The sequence below is a fragment of the Streptomyces sp. NPDC051636 genome (genome assembly GCF_044453765.1).
Classification (GTDB): domain Bacteria; phylum Actinomycetota; class Actinomycetes; order Streptomycetales; family Streptomycetaceae; genus Streptomyces.
On record NZ_JBITDA010000006.1, the window covers coordinates 215,430 to 228,676 of the forward strand.

The window sequence follows — 13,247 nt, forward strand, 5'->3', positions numbered from 1 at the left end:
TGAGCCCGATGAGCCAGGCGGCACAGAACCTAAACTGGTTGATCACCAACTTCGTGGACAACACCCCCGGGGTGTCCCACACCGTCGTCGTGTCCGCCGACGGTCTCCTTCTGGCGATGTCCGAAGGATTTCCGCGTGACCGCGCCGACCAGCTGGCGGCCGTCGCGTCCGGGCTCACCTCTCTGACGGCCGGGGCCTCCCGGATCTTCGAGGGTGGCGCCGTGGCGCAGACGGTCGTGGAGATGGAGCGCGGGTTCCTGTTCCTGATGTCCGTCTCGGACGGCTCGTCCCTGGCGGTCCTCGCCCACCCCGAGTGCGACATCGGCCTCGTCGGCTACGAGATGGCGCTGCTCGTCGATCGCGCGGGCGCGGTGCTCACGCCCGACCTGCGCGCCGAACTACAGGGCAGTTTGCTTCACTGATCGGCTCCGGTACCACCCACCTCACCAAATCACCGTCCGGCCGCCATAATCCCCCCACCGGCCCCGTCAGACGGCTTGACTGACCGACTTGCTGTCCCGCCCGGAGGATTCATGACCCCGCCCACCGCCTCTCATGATCCGTACGCCGAGCCGTACGGGGACGAGGGCGACCAGCCGCTGGTACGTCCGTACGCGATGACCGGTGGCCGGACCCGGCCGCGCTACCAGCTCGCCATCGAGGCACTGATCAGCACCACGGCCGACCCGGCAGCGCTCATGGGACTGCTCCCGGAGCACCAGCGGATCTGCCACCTGTGCCGCGAGGTGAAGTCGGTCGCCGAGGTGTCGGCGCTCCTTGCCATGCCGCTGGGGGTGGCCCGGATCCTCGTCGCGGACCTCGCCGAGGCCGGTCTGGTGGCCATCCACCAGCCGGGCGGCGACGAGAACAACGGCGGCGCACCGGATGTGACGCTGCTCGAAAGGGTGCTCAGTGGACTTCGCAAGCTCTGACGGGGGCCGGGCGACCACCTCCGCGAAGATCGTGGTGGCGGGTGGCTTCGGCGTGGGCAAGACCACGTTCGTGGGCGCCGTCTCGGAGATCAACCCGCTGCGCACAGAGGCCGTCATGACGTCCGCTTCGGCAGGCATCGACGACCTCACTCACACCGGGGACAAGACGACCACCACGGTCGCCATGGACTTCGGCCGCATCACCCTGGACCAGGACCTGATCCTGTACCTCTTCGGTACGCCGGGCCAGGACCGCTTCTGGTTCATGTGGGACGACCTCGTCCGCGGCGCCATCGGTGCCGTCGTCCTGGTGGACACCCGCCGGCTCGCCGACTGCTTCCCGGCCGTGGACTACTTCGAGAACTCGGGTCTCCCCTTCGTCGTCGCGCTGAACGGCTTCGACGGTCAGCAGCCGTACCAGCCCGAGGAAGTACGAGAGGCGCTGCAGATCGGGCCGGACACCCCGATCATCACGACGGACGCCCGGCACCGCTCCGATGCCAAGAGTGCGCTGATCACGCTGGTGGAGCACGCCCTGATGGCACGGCTGAGGTAGCACCCAAGTCGGGAGTGCAATACGGCAGTTGCCGTGAACAGATCGGAGCCGGCTGTGGCCTTTGACACGGTCGGCTCCGGTGTTCATAACGTTTCGGCAGAGGAATACGGTGGTATCGCCACGCGTCGCGGTCGATCGGTGCCGCTGCGCTCACAAACGCCCCGCCTTTTGGCGGGGCTCGCTCTTTATGACCGTTTTATCTGGGGCTTACAAGAGCGTCACCGGGGGTTTCCGCTGTTTGGAAGTGCGCAGGCCCACGTGCTGGAATGCCTGAACTGCCCAATAGTCAAAGACGTACTCACCAGTGGTCGATGACGCACCGGGCTCTGAGAGACTGCGGCACGACGTAGGTGCCCGCCGCCGAGAGGTTGTTGGTCGAGTGAGGCGAAGCAAGAACGGTCCCGAGCCGTCGGCGCGGGGCAACTTCACCCCGCCGCCGCGCGCTGCGGCGCCCACCCCTGTGCCCGGTACGGAACCGGCGGCCGCCCCCGCCAAGAGCGGCGGCCGTCTCTCCCCGCGCAACTGGCGGGTGCCGACCAGGCTGAACGCGATCCTGCTCATACCCGTGGTCGTCGGCCTCATCATGGGCGGCTTCCAGGTCAAGAGCTCGATCGACACCTGGCAGGAGGCCCGCGACGCGGAGAACACCGCGCGCCTGGTCCGCGCCGCCCTCACCTACGCCGACGCCCTCTACAACGAGCGCGACATCACCGCCGCCCCCCTGCTGAAGGGCAAGGGCCAGACCGCCAAGGACAAGGCGACCGTCACCGCGGCCCGCACGGCGACCGACAAGGCCGCCGACGCCTTCGACCAGGCGGCGCAGAACATGCCGGGCAAGGCCGGCCTGGAGCGCCGGCTGAAGCTCTTCCGCGCGGACGAGCCCAAGCTCGAGTCGCTGCGGACGAACGCGTTCACCGCCAAGCTGACCGGCGTGGACACCGAAGAGGGTTACGTCAAGATCGCCCACCCGCTGATGGAGTTCGCCAACGAGCTCGGCCTGGGCACCGGCAACATCACCTCCTACGGCCGTACCGTCTACGCCATCTCGCTGACCAAGGCGGCGCTGTCGCTCGAGCGCTCCATCGGCATGCACCTGCTGATCAAGCCGGGCCCGGACGACCCCAACCTGGCCACCCAGCGCGTCTCGCTCTCCTCGTACGCCTACCTGGAGCGCATCGCCGTCGAGGAGTACGTCGGCGGTGGCACCGAGGCCGACGCGCAGAAGCTGACCGACGCCGAGAAGCAGATCAAGACCGACGGCGCCAAGCTGGTCGCGCAGCAGAAGGCCGAGGACCCGCAGTACGTGGCCCCGCCGTCCAACCCGACCCAGATGATCTCCGCGCTCGCCACGCTGAAGTCCACCGACCCCGCCGAGCGCAACCTGCTCGCGACCAAGGGCATCACCGCGAAGAACTGGTGGGCGGTCAACACACTCAAGTTCGACGCCTACCGCCAGATCGAGTCGGACCTGGCCGACAAGGCGGTGAGCGAGGCCTCGGGCATCGCCGACGACGCCAAAACTTCCGCGTTCACCACCGGTGCCGCGGTCGTGGTCGCCCTGCTCGCCGCGTTCATCCTGGCCGGCATGGTGGCCCGCCAGATGAGCCGCGCGATGCGCCAGCTGCGCAACGCCGCCTTCGGCATCGCCGAGCAGCGCCTGCCCATGCTGGTCGACCAGCTCTCCCGCACCGACCCCGGCCGCGTCGACACCCGCGTGGCGCCCATCCCGATCAACTCCACGGACGAGATCGGCGAGGTCGCCCGCGCCTTCGACCAGGTCCACCGCGAGGCCGTCCGGCTCGCCGCCGAGCAGGCCCTGCTGCGGGGCAACATCAACGCGATCTTCACCAACCTCTCGCGCCGCAACCAGTCGCTGATCGAGGGCCAGCTGACCCTGATCACCGACCTGGAGAACAACGAGGCCGACCCCGACCAGCTGGAGAACCTCTTCAAGCTGGACCACCTGGCCACCCGAATGCGCCGCAACGGCGAGAACCTCCTGGTCCTCGCGGGCGAGGAGCCCGGCCGCCGCTGGGACCAGCCGGTCCCCCTGGTGGACGTGCTGCGCGCCGCCTCCTCCGAGGTGGAGCAGTACGAGCGCATCGAGCTGTCCGGCGTCCCGGAGGCCGAGATCCACGGCCGCGCGGTCACCGACCTCGTGCACCTGCTCGCCGAGCTGCTGGAGAACGCCACCACGTTCTCCTCCCCGCAGACCAAGGTCCGCGTCACCGCGACCCGTCTCCCCGACGGCCGCATCATGATCGAGATCCACGACAAGGGCATCGGCCTGACCGCCGAGGACTTCGCGGACATCAACCACAAGCTGGCCAACCCGCCGACCGTGGACGTCGCGATCTCCCAGCGCATGGGCCTGTTCGTGGTCGGCCGGCTGTCCGACCGGCACGGCATCCGCGTCCAGCTGCGCCCCTCCGGCGAGCAGGCCGGAACGACCTCGCTGGTCATGCTGCCGGACGCGATCACCCACGGCGGGGGCGGCGAACAGGCGCTGGACCGCGACGAGTTCACGGTCTCCCAGATCATCCCGGAGCAGCAGTTCCCGGGCGAGAGCTTCAACCAGCCGCAGCTCCAGCCGATGCGCACGGCGGCCGAACTCGGCTTCGACGACAGCCGCTACGCCGACATCCCCGACGACATCCGGGAACTGGACCCGGTCGGCCGCTCGCTGATGCGCGAGGAGCGCCGCGCGGCCCTGGAGGGCCAGAACAACGACCCGCAGGAGAACCAGGGCCGGCAGGACGCTCCCGAGAGGCCCGCGTACGCCGACGAGTTCGACAACCAGGGCTACGACGGCGGCCGTACCGGCTACCAGCAGCAGCCCGGGGCCTACGACCAGCCGCAGGCGTACCAGGAGCAGCCGCAGGCGGCGTACGAGGAGCAGCAGCAGCCCGCGTACGAGGAGCAGTACTACGCGCCGAACGGCGGCCTGCCGCAGAACGACGCCTTCTCGTCGGGCGGCGGCTACCCGGAGCCCACCTATGCGGAGCCGGTCCAGGAGGAGCAGCCGGCCGCGCACACCGCCGCGTCCGACTCCTACCCGGCCTACGAGGAGCCGTCCTACCAGGACGACTGGCCCCAGCAGGACGGCTACCAGAACGGGTACCCGTCCCATTACGCTCCGGAAACGGAATCCGCGCAGGCCGGTGACGTGACCGAGGCTGACCGCGTAGGCTTCGACCGTCCGGGACCGACCTCCACCGCCGGCCACGCACTGACCGACGCCGGGCTGCCGCGCCGCGGATCCACCGCGAGCGGTTCGAACGGCTCGAACGGTACGCGGCACGTGAACCGGGAAGCGTCGGCTCCCGCACCGGAGAGCAACGGCAGCGGTGACTGGCGTTCGGCGAACGACGAGCGCTGGCAGCAGGCCGCGCAGCTCCGGAAGCCCAAGGCAGGCGGGGTCACCTCCTCCGGTCTGCCGCGGCGGGTACCCAAGGCCAACCTGGTCGAGGGCGCCGCCGAGAGCACCCCTCAGGGAGGCCCACAGGTCTCCCGCGCTCCGGAGGACGTCCGGGGCAGGTTGAGCAACCTGCGTCGAGGCGTCCAGCGCGGACGCAACGCAGGCAGTGAAACGAACGGCCAGGGCTTCGGTCCTGACAGCACCTACAACCAGGAGCGTTAGTGTGAGCCCGATGAGCCAGGCGGCACAGAACCTGAACTGGTTGATCACCAACTTCGTGGACAACACCCCGGGGGTGTCCCACACGGTGGTGGTCTCCGCCGACGGACTCCTTCTGGCGATGTCCGAAGGCTTCCCCCGCGACCGCGCCGACCAGCTCGCGGCCGTCGCCTCCGGTCTGACGTCTCTGACGGCAGGCGCCTCCCGTATCTTCGAGGGCGGCAGTGTGAACCAGACGGTTGTGGAGATGGAGCGGGGATTCCTCTTCATCATGTCCATTTCCGACGGTTCCTCGCTCGCGGTCCTGGCCCACCCGGAGGCGGACATCGGCCTCATTGGGTACGAGATGGCCCTCCTGGTGGACCGCGCGGGCACGGTCCTTACCCCGGATCTGCGTGCGGAACTCCAGGGCAGCCTTCTCAACTAATAGTCAGACGGTGCGTTTTCGCGTCCCGGGGCCGTAAGGTTTCGGGACGCGGCTCCACACGGATGGGTGCCCGGTGCAGTCGGAGGAGGAGAAAGTGGCAACACCCCCAGGCGGTTCGTCTTCGGGCAACTGGTCGTACGGTCCCCATCAGGGGCACGGCGACGGTTCGGCGAACCGGTACAACTTCCCCTCCGCCCCGAGCCACCGGCAGCCGTACGCCCCGCAGGGCCCCGGCCCGTCGCCGTACGACCAGCCGCCGGCACCGCGCATCCAGCCGGTGCAGCCGCATCGCCGCCCCGAGCCGGCGCCCGCGACGGCGTCGAACAACCCCTTGGTGCGTCCCTACGCCATGACCGGCGGCCGGACCCGCCCGCGGTACCAGCTCGCCATCGAGGCGCTGGTGCACACCACCGCGCAGCCGCACCAGATGCAGGGCCAGCTGCCCGAGCATCAGCGGATCTGCAACCTCTGCCGCGAGATCAAGTCGGTAGCCGAGATCTCGGCACTCCTGACAATCCCTCTCGGCGTGGCCAGGATCCTCGTCGCCGACTTGGCGGAGGCGGGCCTGGTCGCCATCCATCAGCCCGGCGGCGACGAGAACGCCGGTGGCCAGCCAGACGTGACACTGCTCGAAAGGGTGCTCAGTGGACTTCGCAAGCTCTAGCGGCGGTCCTTCCCGCTCCACCACCTCCGCGAAGATCGTGGTGGCGGGCGGCTTCGGCGTGGGCAAGACCACGTTCGTCGGCGCCGTCTCGGAGATCAACCCGCTGCGCACAGAGGCCGTCATGACGTCCGCTTCGGCAGGCATCGACGACCTCACCCACACCGGAGACAAGACGACCACCACGGTCGCCATGGACTTCGGCCGCATCACCCTGGACCAGGACCTGATCCTGTACCTCTTCGGTACGCCGGGCCAGGACCGCTTCTGGTTCATGTGGGACGACCTCGTCCGCGGCGCCATCGGCGCGATCGTCCTGGTGGACACCCGCCGGCTCGCCGACTGCTTCCCCGCGGTCGACTACTTCGAGAACTCGGGTCTCCCCTTCGTCATCGCCCTCAACGGCTTCGACGGCAACCAGCCGTACTCCCCCGACGAGGTCCGCGAGGCCCTGCAGATCGGCCCGGACACCCCGATCATCACGACGGACGCCCGCCACCGGGCGGACGCCAAGTCGGCGCTCATCACGCTCGTGGAGCACGCGCTGATGGCGCGCCTGCGGTAGCGCCGCCGCTTCGGGCAACCGGCTTCGGCCCCTTTTCCTCCTGGTGAGAGGAAAAGGGGCCGAAGCCGTGTACGGGAGAGATACGGAGCGGGCCGAGGAGTCGTGGGGGAGCTCGGCCGGGGCGAGAAGGTCCTGGCAGGCCGGCAGGGTGGCGACGCCGGACATCCCCCTGCAGCTGCGGGACCGCAACACCACGGCCCCGCCCTCCGTGCACGTGCAGGGAGGACGGGGCCGTGGCCACGCTGAAGGGCTCAGTGCCAGCTGTGCGGGGCGCGGAAGCCGGGCTCGCGCTCCAGGCGGCGCCAGCCGGCCTTCGGGCGGGCGCGATGCGTCGGGTCCGACGGGGCGGCCGCCGCACGGGCCAGGAGGACGGCCGTGATGGCGGCGACCTCCTCGGGCTCGGCGTGGCCCTTCTCGACGCGGATCTCAGCGTTGTCCATGGGTGTCAGTCTCCGTGAGAGAGGTTTCCGCGGGGGTACCGCGGAGGTTGCGCCGGGTTACTGCGGGGGGTTGCCGTGCTTGCGGGACGGCAGGTCGGCGTGCTTGGTGTGCAGCATCGCCAGGGACCTGATGAGCACCTCGCGGGTCTCGGCCGGGTCGATGACGTCGTCGACCAGACCGCGCTCGGCCGCGTAGTACGGGTGCATCAGCTCGGCCTTGTACTCCTTGACCATCTTCTGCCGCATGGCCTCGGGGTCCTCGGCGTCCGCGATCTGCCGTCGGAAGATCACGTTGGCCGCGCCTTCCGCACCCATCACGGCGATCTCGTTCGTCGGCCAGGCGAACGTCAGGTCGGCACCGATGGACTGGCTGTCCATGACGATGTACGCACCTCCGTACGCCTTGCGCAGGATCAGCGAGATCCTCGGCACGGTCGCGTTGCAGTAGGCGTACAGCAGCTTCGCGCCGTGCCGGATGATCCCGCCGTGCTCCTGGTCGACACCGGGCAGGAACCCCGGAACGTCCAGGAAGGTGACGATCGGGACATTGAAAGCGTCACACATCTGAACAAAGCGCGCAGCTTTTTCACTCGCCTCGATGTCCAGGACACCCGCGAGCACCTGCGGCTGGTTGGCGATGATGCCGACCACCTGGCCGTCCAGACGGGCCAGCGCGCAGATGATGTTGCGGGCCCAGCGCTCGTGGACCTCGAGGTACTCGCCGTCGTCGACGATCTCCTCGATGACCTTGACCATGTCGTACGGCCGGTTGCCGTCCGCCGGGACCAGGTCCAGCAGGACGTCCGAGCGGCGGTCCACCGGGTCGGTGGACTCCGCCCGGGGCGGGTTCTCGCGGTTGTTCTGGGGCAGCAGCGAGAGGAGATAGCGCACCTCGGCGATGCAGGTCTCCTCGTCGTCGTATGCGAAGTGGCACACGCCGGAGGTCTCCGCGTGGACGTCGGCGCCGCCCAGGCCGTTCTGGGTGATCTCCTCGCCCGTCACCGCCTTGACCACGTCGGGGCCGGTGATGAACATCTGCGAGGTGTCCCGCACCATGAACACGAAGTCCGTCAGGGCGGGCGAGTAGGCCGCACCCCCCGCACACGGGCCCAGCATGACGCTGATCTGCGGGATGACGCCGGAGGCCTTGGTGTTGCGCTGGAAGATGCCGCCGTACCCGGCGAGCGCCGAGACGCCCTCCTGGATACGGGCGCCCGCACCGTCGTTGAGCGACACCAGCGGCGCGCCGGCCGCGATGGCCATGTCCATGATCTTGTGGATCTTCGTGGCGTGGGCCTCGCCCAGCGCACCGCCGAAGATCCGGAAGTCGTGGGCGTAGACGAAGACCGTACGGCCCTCGACCGTGCCCCAGCCGGTGATGACACCGTCGGTGTACGGCTTCTTCGCCTCCAGCCCGAACCCCGTCGCCCGGTGCCGGCGCAGCTGCTCGACCTCCTGGAAGGAACCCGGGTCGACAAGCAGCTCGATCCGCTCCCGGGCCGTCAGCTTGCCCTTCGCGTGCTGGGCCTCGGTCGCCTTCTCGCTGGGGCCCGCCACGGCCTGCGCACGGATCTCGTGCAGCTCGGCGACCCGCCCGCGCGCGTCCGTCGGCTCGGTGCTCGGCACGTCCGTCGGCTCACCCGTCGTCTCTTCCAAAACGGTCATGTAGTGACCTTACGAAGGACACCAAGGAAAGCGAGCCGTCGACTCCGTACAGTCTCCGGCCCGTTTTCCTGGTAGCAGTGAACAGAACCACCACGGGATGCAGCCGTTCCGACTGCTCAGAGGGCGTGCGCGTTGTAGGTACGCCACAAAGCCGTCACCGGAGAGCCACTTCACATTCGTGCGTGGCACATGCCATCCCCGGAGTGACACGGACCCTCAAACGGCGGCCCGCCGAAAGGACCTCCACCGAATCGTCCGCCCGCAGCACCGAGCGCACCGGATGATCCCAGACAATCTCCAGCGGCTCACCGGTGCGCGGCGGCTCGCTGACACACAGCCTAGCCGTCCGCCCCCGGCGCCGGAGCAGCACGCTCGCACCCGCGGAGGCGGTCAGCGGTCCGGCCGTGGCGGCCTGCCAGAAGGTGGCGGCGGTCAGACCGAGGGAGGGCACGGCGACCGCCTGCCGGCGGGCGTCATTGGCAAGGACCCACAGCCAGTTGCGGTCGGCGGCGCGGGCTGCGACCTGGTAGCGGGAGGAACCGGGGAGGAGGACGTAGACGTAGGCGGCGTCCGCGGGGTCGGTGCCGTGGTCCAGCCAGAGGGTCTGCCAGCGCCGGGTGCGCCGCTCCGTCGTACCGCCGTCGTTGATGTCGGACCAGGCGCCGGTACGGTCCTCGCGGAGGGTGCGCAGATCGCCGTCGCCGTACGGCAGGATCCAGCCGCCGTGACCCTCGAGGTGCGCCCAGCCCCGGCCCCGCACGAAGGTCTGCGTGCCGCCCCCGCCCAGATTCCGGTTGTCCACGATCGTCTCGACGGGGACGCCGTCGGCGCAGGTGATGCCGGCACCGAGGCAGATCACCGCGTCCGCGACGCAGTACCAGGACTTGCGGGCCTGGAGCGTGCTGTCCAGGCCCTTCACGTGCTGGCCGATCGCCGCGTACTCGCCGTCCGTCGTCCCGCCGGCCCAGCGCACGTCCGGCTTGGGCGCGCCCCACTCGCCGCCGGCCCGGTCGGCGAGGGGCTTGGTGGAGACGGTGGTGCCGGGCAGCCGGTACCAGTTCACCGTGGGCCAGAACCAGTCCGTGTACTGATCGGACCGGCCACTCCGGTCGGCGGCCCACCAGTAGAGCATCCCGGCGCCCGTGTGCCAGCCGCGCGGGTTCTCGCCGTTGCCGCACTCGTACGAGGCGATGCGGTCGCTGGACATGGACAGAGCGGCGACGAAGCCGGGCCGGCGGTGCACGGCGCGGTCCATGGCCGCGAAGAGGTGGTGGCCGGTGGGCTCGGGCGCGGCAGCCACGGGCGAATCGGCAACGGCGTGCAGCCGGGCGAGGTCGGCGACGCCTAACTGAGGAGCCGTCAGGACGGGGGTGACAGTGTCCCTTTGGATCCACCCCTTGATACGGCCGTGCCACCGCTCCCGCTCCTCCTGCCCGGCGCCGCCCGCCAGCAGCGCCATGGCGGCGATGAGCTGCTGCCCGTGGAAGTGGTCGCTGCGCATGACATGCAGATCGTCGCTCTTCAGGTAGCCCCGGCTGATGGCACGCCCGTTGACGCAGTCCATGACCAACCCGTCGTGGATGAGGGGCGCGTAGGCGTGCTCGACGCTGTCGAGGACGTTCTGCCGCTCCGGGTCGGTGACCTCCCACTCCGATCCGGCGAGCAGGGTGAACAGCCGCCCGAGTCCGTCGAGCATGACCTGACCGTACGTCCCGGAGTAGGCGACCCAGGTGTGCTGGACGAACGAGCCGTCGGTGTACAGCCCGTCGCCTTTCGTGACGTAGGGGAAGACCGGCGAGAGGGCGTCCCGGGCGAGCGCGATCCGGTCGGCGGCCCGGCCGAGGACGCCGCGCAGGGCGACGCTGCGGCACAGGTCGACGCGGTTGGCGCCGGTGGAGGTGCCGGAGTAGTCGGTGAGCATGCTGTCGGGGATGAAGTGGTCGACGGCGGCGCAGGCTGCGCTGACCCGGGCATCGCCGAGGTGGTCGTACAGGGCGGCGGTGATGTCCGTCAGGAGCCGGGGACTCCCGATCTGCCATTCCCACCAGTTGCCGTAGCGGGTGGTGGCGGGGTTGTAGACGGTGGCGGAGAGGTGATCGAGGCCGCGCAGGACGTCCGCGAGGAGGGTGGCGTCGCCGGTGGAGCCGGTGCCGTCCTGGAGGCAGGCCTGGGTCATGGTCCACAGACGGCTGTAGCTCTGAGTGATGCCGGAGGGCGGGTCGAAGGGGTAGCCCGGCCAGAGGGAGGTGGGCGCCGGGGCCATGGCGGCTTGTAAGGCGCGGGCGAGTTCGCCGGTCCGGGCGAGGCGGGAGGCGTAGGGCTGGGCGGTGGGGTCGTAGCCGGTACCGAGGGCGATGGCGAGCCAGCGGTGGCGGAGAGTGCCGTACGGGTCGGGGGCGGGGTCGCCGGCGGCGGCGCGGGCGGTGCCGGTGGCCGTCGTGGCGGTGAGGGCCGTGCCGAGCACGGCGGCGGTGAGGAAAGTACGGCGCGTGGAGGGCATACCCCTGGCGTGTACTCCTTCCACCGCGGCAACGGAAGCAAGCGGGCGATGACGCCGGTAGCGGGTGAGAGCGTGCGGTAGCGGGCGCGACAGACCGGCGGATGAAGTTGAACCTTGAACGGAATAGGTCTACGGTCGTTTTGGTATCAGTTGAATCTTCAACATCATCGGCGAATGACCGCCGATCCGTCCCCAGGGAGCAGGAGCACGCCATGAGCATCTTCGGCCGCAAGAACACCGCCGACGCCGAGACCGCCACCCCGTCGACGCCGGCCGCCGTCAACCCCGAGCCGGCCGCGCTGACCGGCGACTACACGATCGACCCGGCCCACACCACGATCGGCTTCGTGGCCCGGCACGCCATGGTCACCAACGTCAAGGGCAAGTTCCTCGATTTCACCGGCACCCTGCACCTGGACGGCACCGACCCGGCCGGCTCAACCGCCTCGATCGACATCAAGATGGACAGCATCGACACGGGCAACGCCGACCGCGACGGCCACCTGAAGTCGTCGGACTTCTTCAAGACCGACGAGTTCCCGACGATGACCTTCCGCTCCACCAGGGCGGAGGCCCTCGGCGGCGACGACTACCGCATCACCGGCGACCTCTCCATCCTCGGCGTCACCAAGCCGCTCACCATCGACCTCGAGTTCAACGGCGCCGCGAAGGACCCCTTCGGTAACGAGCGCGTCGGCTTCGAGGGCACGGCCGAGATCCTGCGCTCCGAGTGGGGCCTCACCTGGAACGCGGCGCTGGAGACCGGCGGCGTCCTCGTCTCCGACAAGATCAAGCTGAACTTCGACATCTCGGCGATCAAGAACGCGTGAGCGTACGGCCTGCCGACCGCGCCGCCGAGAACTCACGCCCCCGGAACGCGCCCGCCCTCCCAGCCTGACCCGGGGTGCCCGGGGCTCGAATGGTGGACCCCTTCCGGGTCCCGGCCTTGGGCCCACTGACCTCGACGGCGTTCCAAGTGGGCGTGGGGGCCACTCGCTTCCTGGTCATTGTCGTGCTTCCACGGCCCGCCTCAAGGGCGCTGCGTTCCGCTTCGCTCCACTCCGCGTCGCCTTCGGCGATCGGCCTACGGCCGACCCTTGACCCGGGCCGCTCCAGCACGGGGAAGAAGCGAGCGAGCGGCCCAGGAAAAGCGGGGGCCGGGGCAGGCACCCCTTCCGTGGGCTGCGTCCCCGGCCAGGGTGCGGGGACGCGGTCGCGCCTCGTCTGCACGCCGGGTGGGTTTGGCGGCGATCGGTGAGTGGGGGTGGGGGTGGAGTGCGCGCTGCGTGGGTGGGGGGACGCCGGGACGGCTTAGCGGCTTACGGCCGGCGGGTGGGGCGCGGTCGCGCCTCGCCCGCACGCCGGGCGGGTTTGGCGGTGAACGGTGAGTGGGGGTGGGGGTGGGGTGCGCGCTGCGTGGGTGGGGGAACACCGGGGCGGCTTAGCGGCTTACGACCGACGGGTGGGACGCCGTCGCGTCTCGCCCGCACGCCGGGCGGGATGGCGGCGAACGGTGAAGGGGGGTGGGCTTACGAACGGCGGGCGGGGCGCCGTCGCGCCTCGCCCGCACGCCGGGCGGGATGGCGGCGAACGGTGAAGGGGGGTGCCGGTGGCGGTGCGCGTCCGGCGGACGGGGCACGCCGGGGCGGCTTAGCGGCTTACGACCGGCGGGCGGGGCGCAGCGGGCGGGGGCCGACGCCAGGTGGGGGCGGCGGCTTGCATTCGGGGCGCCTCCGCGACGGACGGGCGGTCCGGTGCGCCAATCCCGGGCAAACCCGGCCCGATGACGGTGAGTGGGAGGCTTGCCCCATCCCGGCCGTCCGTGGCCTGGGATTTTGCGTCCGGCCGCCGGGACGAACTCTCC

General features: G+C 70.0%; 11 protein-coding genes. 8 read left to right on the plus strand and 3 right to left on the minus strand.

The window, feature by feature from the left end; translation table 11 throughout:
• Positions 1–8 precede the first annotated feature (8 nt).
• The 7 genes from ACIBBH_RS14450 (at position 9) to ACIBBH_RS14480 (ending at position 6,778) form a co-directional block, all read left to right on the plus strand.
• A complete protein-coding gene (locus ACIBBH_RS14450) occupies positions 9–422 on the plus strand; it encodes a roadblock/LC7 domain-containing protein (RefSeq protein ID WP_058928156.1) in 414 nt (137 codons plus the stop codon).
• A 111-nt stretch (positions 423–533) separates the two neighbouring features.
• The gene (locus ACIBBH_RS14455) at positions 534–932 is read left to right on the plus strand and encodes a DUF742 domain-containing protein (protein ID WP_019058642.1); all 399 of its coding nucleotides are present in this window, start codon (positions 534–536) and stop codon (positions 930–932) included.
• The gene (locus ACIBBH_RS14460; protein ID WP_030793795.1) at positions 913–1,488 is read left to right on the plus strand and encodes an ATP/GTP-binding protein; all 576 of its coding nucleotides are present in this window, start codon (positions 913–915) and stop codon (positions 1,486–1,488) included. The genes ACIBBH_RS14455 and ACIBBH_RS14460 overlap by 20 nt, the downstream gene beginning before the upstream one ends.
• 379 nt (positions 1,489–1,867) lie before the next feature.
• Entirely contained in the window at positions 1,868–5,128 is a 3,261-nt protein-coding gene (locus ACIBBH_RS14465; RefSeq protein WP_399404559.1) for a nitrate- and nitrite sensing domain-containing protein, read from the plus strand.
• Between the two features lie 10 nt (positions 5,129–5,138).
• On the plus strand, positions 5,139–5,552 hold the full coding sequence (locus ACIBBH_RS14470; protein ID WP_004983065.1) for a roadblock/LC7 domain-containing protein: 414 nt from the start codon (positions 5,139–5,141) through the stop codon (positions 5,550–5,552).
• A 94-nt stretch (positions 5,553–5,646) separates the two neighbouring features.
• Positions 5,647–6,216, plus strand: a complete 570-nt coding sequence (locus tag ACIBBH_RS14475; RefSeq protein WP_399404560.1) for a DUF742 domain-containing protein — start codon at positions 5,647–5,649, stop codon at positions 6,214–6,216.
• Entirely contained in the window at positions 6,197–6,778 is a 582-nt protein-coding gene (locus ACIBBH_RS14480; protein WP_029183992.1) for an ATP/GTP-binding protein, read from the plus strand. Before ACIBBH_RS14475 ends, ACIBBH_RS14480 begins: the two co-directional genes overlap by 20 nt.
• 251 nt (positions 6,779–7,029) lie before the next feature.
• Here ACIBBH_RS14480 and ACIBBH_RS14485 read toward each other — a convergent pair whose 3' ends face one another.
• From ACIBBH_RS14485 to ACIBBH_RS14495, 3 genes are all read right to left on the minus strand, one after another.
• Entirely contained in the window at positions 7,030–7,218 is a 189-nt protein-coding gene (locus tag ACIBBH_RS14485; protein WP_399404561.1) for an acyl-CoA carboxylase subunit epsilon, read from the minus strand.
• 57 nt (positions 7,219–7,275) lie between these two features.
• A complete protein-coding gene (locus ACIBBH_RS14490) occupies positions 7,276–8,883 on the minus strand; it encodes an acyl-CoA carboxylase subunit beta (RefSeq protein ID WP_399404562.1) in 1,608 nt (535 codons plus the stop codon).
• Between the two features lie 154 nt (positions 8,884–9,037).
• Positions 9,038–11,383: a polysaccharide lyase 8 family protein gene (locus tag ACIBBH_RS14495; protein ID WP_399404563.1), complete on the minus strand. Its 2,346-nt coding sequence runs from the start codon at positions 11,381–11,383 to the stop codon at positions 9,038–9,040.
• A 212-nt stretch (positions 11,384–11,595) separates the two neighbouring features.
• Here ACIBBH_RS14495 and ACIBBH_RS14500 point away from each other — a divergent pair, with 212 nt between their 5' ends.
• Positions 11,596–12,213, plus strand: a complete 618-nt coding sequence (locus ACIBBH_RS14500; protein ID WP_399404564.1) for a YceI family protein — start codon at positions 11,596–11,598, stop codon at positions 12,211–12,213.
• Positions 12,214–13,247 lie beyond the last annotated feature (1,034 nt).

Bases quoted from the DNA above. Each gene is read 5' to 3' on its own strand.
- ACIBBH_RS14455 (WP_019058642.1), top strand. From the start codon at position 534: ATGACCCCGCCCACCGCCTCTCATGATCCGTACGCCGAGCCGTACGGG.
- ACIBBH_RS14490 (WP_399404562.1), bottom strand. From the start codon at position 8,883: ATGACCGTTTTGGAAGAGACGACGGGTGAGCCGACGGACGTGCCGAGC.
- ACIBBH_RS14450 (WP_058928156.1), top strand. From the start codon at position 9: ATGAGCCAGGCGGCACAGAACCTAAACTGGTTGATCACCAACTTCGTG.
- ACIBBH_RS14495 (WP_399404563.1), bottom strand. From the start codon at position 11,383: ATGCCCTCCACGCGCCGTACTTTCCTCACCGCCGCCGTGCTCGGCACG.
- ACIBBH_RS14485 (WP_399404561.1), bottom strand. From the start codon at position 7,218: ATGGACAACGCTGAGATCCGCGTCGAGAAGGGCCACGCCGAGCCCGAG.
- ACIBBH_RS14470 (WP_004983065.1), top strand. From the start codon at position 5,139: ATGAGCCAGGCGGCACAGAACCTGAACTGGTTGATCACCAACTTCGTG.
- ACIBBH_RS14500 (WP_399404564.1), top strand. From the start codon at position 11,596: ATGAGCATCTTCGGCCGCAAGAACACCGCCGACGCCGAGACCGCCACC.